Annotated in this window: 8 protein-coding genes; 3 read left to right on the plus strand and 5 right to left on the minus strand. The window is 46.3% G+C overall.

The genetic code is table 11. The annotated features are described in order from the left end of the window. Positions 1-768, minus strand: a 768-nt coding sequence (locus tag J0895_RS08490) for an ATP-grasp domain-containing protein (RefSeq protein ID WP_207087674.1), incomplete at its 3' end; no start/stop codon positions are given. 90 nt (positions 769-858) lie between these two features. On the opposite strand from J0895_RS08490, the gene J0895_RS08495 reads away from it, so the two are divergent. Continuing rightward, positions 859-1,200, plus strand: a complete 342-nt coding sequence (locus tag J0895_RS08495; protein WP_207087675.1) for a 7(1) septoil knot domain-containing protein — start codon at positions 859-861, stop codon at positions 1,198-1,200. Here J0895_RS08495 and J0895_RS26315 read toward each other — a convergent pair. Next, complete coding sequence (locus J0895_RS26315) at positions 1,166-1,297, minus strand: hypothetical protein (protein WP_277989805.1); 132 nt, start codon at positions 1,295-1,297, stop codon at positions 1,166-1,168. The two genes, J0895_RS08495 and J0895_RS26315, sit on opposite strands and share 35 nt — an antisense overlap. Before the next feature lie 418 nt (positions 1,298-1,715). On the opposite strand from J0895_RS26315, the gene psbP reads away from it, so the two are divergent. Next, a complete protein-coding gene (psbP, locus tag J0895_RS08500; RefSeq protein ID WP_207087676.1) occupies positions 1,716-2,258 on the plus strand; it encodes a photosystem II reaction center PsbP in 543 nt (180 codons plus the stop codon). 101 nt (positions 2,259-2,359) lie between these two features. After that, complete coding sequence (locus tag J0895_RS08505; protein ID WP_207087677.1) at positions 2,360-3,022, plus strand: nucleoside triphosphate pyrophosphatase; 663 nt, start codon at positions 2,360-2,362, stop codon at positions 3,020-3,022. A gap of 469 nt (positions 3,023-3,491) precedes the next feature. On the opposite strand, the gene J0895_RS08510 is transcribed toward J0895_RS08505, so the two are convergent. From J0895_RS08510 to J0895_RS08520, 3 genes are read right to left on the minus strand one after another with little or no spacing between them, the layout of a single operon-like run. Next, complete coding sequence (locus J0895_RS08510; RefSeq protein WP_207087678.1) at positions 3,492-3,818, minus strand: DUF2442 domain-containing protein; 327 nt, start codon at positions 3,816-3,818, stop codon at positions 3,492-3,494. A gap of 2 nt (positions 3,819-3,820) precedes the next feature. Then, the gene (locus J0895_RS08515; RefSeq protein WP_207087679.1) at positions 3,821-4,081 is read right to left on the minus strand and encodes a DUF4160 domain-containing protein; all 261 of its coding nucleotides are present in this window, start codon (positions 4,079-4,081) and stop codon (positions 3,821-3,823) included. 53 nt (positions 4,082-4,134) lie between these two features. Next, positions 4,135-4,347, minus strand: a complete 213-nt coding sequence (locus J0895_RS08520) for a DUF4926 domain-containing protein (RefSeq protein ID WP_242541152.1) — start codon at positions 4,345-4,347, stop codon at positions 4,135-4,137. Positions 4,348-4,423 lie beyond the last annotated feature (76 nt).

A 4,423-nucleotide genomic window follows, 5' to 3' on the forward strand; every position in this document is an offset into this window, starting at 1 on the left:
GATGCCGAAGATGCCTACTACCTCTAAAGCGGATAATAGCCGGTGTGCGATCGCCTCGACTTGAGCATTGACCTCCGGGGTGACATCCCCAGGGGCGATCGCCCGACGGCAGACTTGCGCTTCCTGCTGGGTTTCCACCACCGGATAAATCACCACCTCTCCAGCCTGATTTCGCGCTGCCATGACCGCTAATTCCCGCTCAAAGGGGATAAATTCTTCCAGGAGGACCGGAGGGCGACCCCAGCGTTCCCAGGTAGAGAGTAGGGTGGGGCGATCGCCACAGATGGCCGTTCCCTGACCATCATAGCCATGACGCCGCGCCTTAATCACCACCTTCTCAGAAAGCAGGTCCCGGGTAGGGGGTAGTTCGCTGCCATCAAAGGCCATAAACTTGGGAACAGGTAACCCCAGCGATCGCAAATAACACCGCTGTTCATATTTATCCAAAATTGGCGCTAAAACCGACAATTTCGGGCGAAAGCACACCCCTTGTCGTTCTAACTCCGCTAAAGCGGTTAAATCCACAAACTCGTTTTCAAACGTAATCACATCGCAGCGTTGAGCCAGTTGCGCCGTGGCCTTAGCATCATCAATCGGTGCTAAAATCACCTCAGACGCTCGAACAGCAGCAGGATCGCTATTTTGGGGGGTCTGAACCACAAGTTCGATCCCGAGTGCCTCCGCAGCATCCGCCATCATCCAGGCCAGTTGACCCCCGCCTATTACTCCAACCCGGTTTATTTTGTGAGTGTGATCGATCTGGCTCATTGTCAAGTGCAGTTGTTCTGGTTCTGTTTATTTCTAGTGTTTCAGAAAAATCGCATCCTAAACCCTTACCCCGATTAATTTTATCGCCAAATGCTCAAACGTTGGTTTTTGTGGATATTTGGGAGCCTTTTTACCCTCGGGATTATCCTCTGGGTGACCCCGGCCCAGAGTGTAAACAAGGTGAATGCGGACTGTACCTACAATGACATTTCCTTGTATGGCAAAGTGCAAATTGTCGAGAGTTTTCCGGACTTGAAGATTGAGATGGTTACCTCATTTCCCGACCTCCGGGTAAAAATGGTTAATTCATTTCCCGATGCTTGTGGCGAGTGGCAGGTGGTCGAGTCATTCCCGGATTTTAAAATTAAGGTCGTTGACTCGTTTCCCGACCTCAAAATTAAATGGGTTCAGTCGTTTCCAGGAATTCCTTAAACGCTGCTGCATCAGAGGTTTCCTGGGGCAAAATAGCCGGAGTTAAGCCTAAATGTAGAGGCGATTCGCGAATCGCCTCTACAGATTTATGGTTCAATGTTATAAATTGCGTAAATCCGGGTTATAAAATACATTTTATAGGAGTGCGAGCATCTTGCTCGCTTGTCTTGATAGCGAGCAAGATGCTCGCACTCCTATAAATATCTGTAACCCACCAGTCCACCGAACCGCTATAGAAAAATTTGATATCATTTTGAGTGAAAGAAGGAAATTTATAAGGGGTGCATCTTTACTTGTTTTCAACTCAGAATTTTCACTCCCAAACCCACTGAGGGGACTCCTGCTAAAACTGGGGAAATCCGCGTCCAGTGTTCTCCCCTTCTGGAAAAAATAAACCGGCTATCAGATAAAATTGGCCCCGGCAATGGCAAAATAAGAGCACGCGCAAGCGTAAGGGGGCGCTTCAGCCATTCGGGCTGGTGCAATCCCGGTTATGAAAGAAGGAGATTGCAGTGATGCTCAAACGAATTGCCACAATTATGGTGGTCGTACTTAGTCTGATCCTCAGCAGTTGTGCTGTTTCAGCCGCAAGTGGACTCAAAAGCCATATCGATAGTACAGACGGGTACGAATTCCTGTATCCGAATGGATGGGTGTCGGTGAAGGTGAATAATGGTCCGGATGTGGTCTATCACGATTTGATAGAAACCCGGGAAAATGTGAGTGTGGTGATTTCTCCGGTTACGGATGGGAAAACCTTAAGCGAATTGGGGACTGCTAGTGAGGTGGGTTATAAACTCTCCAAAAATGCGATCGCACCCCCAGGATCCGGGCGAGAAGCGGAATTAATTAATGCTGAACAGCGAGAAAAGGGTTCAAAGACTTACTATCTGTTGGAATATGCGGTAAAATTTCCCACCCAAAAGCGACATGATTTTGCTAGTGTTGCCATCAGTCGAGGGAAACTCTTTACTTTAAATGTATCCACCACAGAAGCGCGATCGCAAAAAATGAAAGAGCAGTTTCAAACGGTGGTTGATAGTTTCTCGGTTTACTAAATCGGTGAATATCATAAAGCTGAAGCATGGACCTCCCTCCCCCAAACTCTCGTCCCTGGGAGGGGGGTTTCAGTCTTCTACTCACAAGCAAAAATAAGGTTATGGGCATTCCTGCATTTGTATTAGCTTCAATTTCTCCCGCACGTTTGCACCTGTTGCAAAGTGCGGGAATCGAACCGATTGTCTGTCGGAGTGACTTTGATGAATCAACAGTTACATCAACGGATCCGGTGATTTTGGTGAATACCCTGGCGCAATGTAAGGCAGAGGCAGTGGTGGCTAAGTTTAGGAATCCGGGCGATCGCACGGTGACCCCAGAAAAAACAGGCAACCCCTCACGGGTGGTCGTCTTAGGGTGCGATTCAGTCTTGCAAGTGGACGGGGAAATCTACGGCAAACCGGAAACCCCAGCAGAGGCAGTCCAACGATGGCAAAAAATGCGGGGGGGTGTGGGTGAACTTTATACAGGTCATGCGTTGTTTGATTTAAACAGCGATCGCTATATGGTTCGCTGCCAAATGACCCGGGTGTACTTTGCCAATATCAGCGATCGGCAAATCGAAAACTATGTGGCAACAGAAGAACCTCTGCGATGTGCCGGTTGCTTTGCGATCGATGGCCGAGGCGGACTCTTCGTGGAAAAATTGGAGGGATGCCATACCAATGTCATTGGCTTAAGTTTACCCTTATTGCGGAGTCTCCTCGAAGAACTCGGCTATGATGTCACCGACTTCTGGCCCGATTCAATTTATCGGTCTGTGTAATCCAGTGCTCCGAGTTGCAACCCCTGGGGGTTTAAATGTCGGTTGCCACATTATTTGTCGCCGTTGACAGATTAATGTCGTCTGGCCACATTATCTGTCGTCTGGCCACATTACTTGTCGTTTTGACATTATAATGTCGTTGAAATGGTGTTAACAAATTAATGTCGCCCAGCCATCAATCAGGTTGTCGGTGCTTCTCCCACGGTTCCGACAGTTATCTGATTTCTGATTCCCCAGTTGCCGCACAGCGCAGCTATGCCGTAGGCAATCGCCTGCCAATACCTTTTACAATAAACGACATCTAATTTGTCAAAATTACAAAAGACGACATTTAATTTGTCAAGCCCTGTTTGGGGTCGCTAGAGTCTAAAAATAGCCTGAAATTTTATGCACAGAGGGATTCAGTCTATCAATTTCAGCGACATTAATTTGGCAAGACGACTTTTAATTTGGCAACCGACACCACCTCCTAAGTTTGGATATTTTCGGAAAATCTCTCAGTCATTTTGCCCGGTAATTGCTGATTTTTTGCTTCAAAATAGTCCTCTAGGTTGACATGACAAACTTTCGCATACAAAACCACCGGATCGATATCTGCCCCATTGTCCCAACAGATAGTACCCAAGTCTGGATTAACGGTGACTGTAGCAAAATAAGCTGGATCGCTCAGGGGTGCAAATATGCCGGTAAATTCAATGATTTCTCTAATGTTTATTACCCCCTGAACCTCATCTTCAAATTTTAGATAAAGTTCATATCCTTCTAATGGTTTAGCCTCAATAATATCTTTTAACATGATTATTCTAAGGGTTCAATTTTATTAAGTTCTGCATTTTGTCTGGCTAGTTCCCAGTTATCCATCAGTTCAGATTGATAGAGGGCCGCCCATTCAATCACCAGTCCTAATGCTCTGGGTTTGAGTTGTCCTTCTAGCAGGGTTAGGGTCTCGATAGTAATTAGGGCTTTTTGTTGACCATAACGTACATGAAAGTGAGGCGGGGCATGGTCGTTATAGTACATGGTAATCACCATGCCAAAAAAGCGGCTAATCTCTGGCATCACGTCACCTCCTCAAAATGTCAAAATTAACCTAGCCTTTTCCTTTTGATGCCTCAAGCCGTTTGAGAAAGCGGTTGATAGTGAAGTTGCATCACTTGATTGACCCTTAAAGTTTCTAAAGCGTAGGTTTTACCCTGAAGGTCTACGAATTCGACCTCAAATACATCGGGTTCGTAAACTTCAATAATCGTACCGACTTGACCTTTATGAAGGTTGAAGTCAGGTAAATTTTCGGTTAAGGCCACCACATCTAAAAGTTTCATCATTGCTGCCATGAAAATCAACTACAGAATCGAGGCTTCATTTTCTCATACTACCTCTAAAATTTGTGGTTGGGGTAAA

This window comes from Phormidium pseudopriestleyi FRX01 (assembly GCF_017313335.1).
Lineage (GTDB): Bacteria > Cyanobacteriota > Cyanobacteriia > Cyanobacteriales > Laspinemataceae > Laspinema > Laspinema pseudopriestleyi.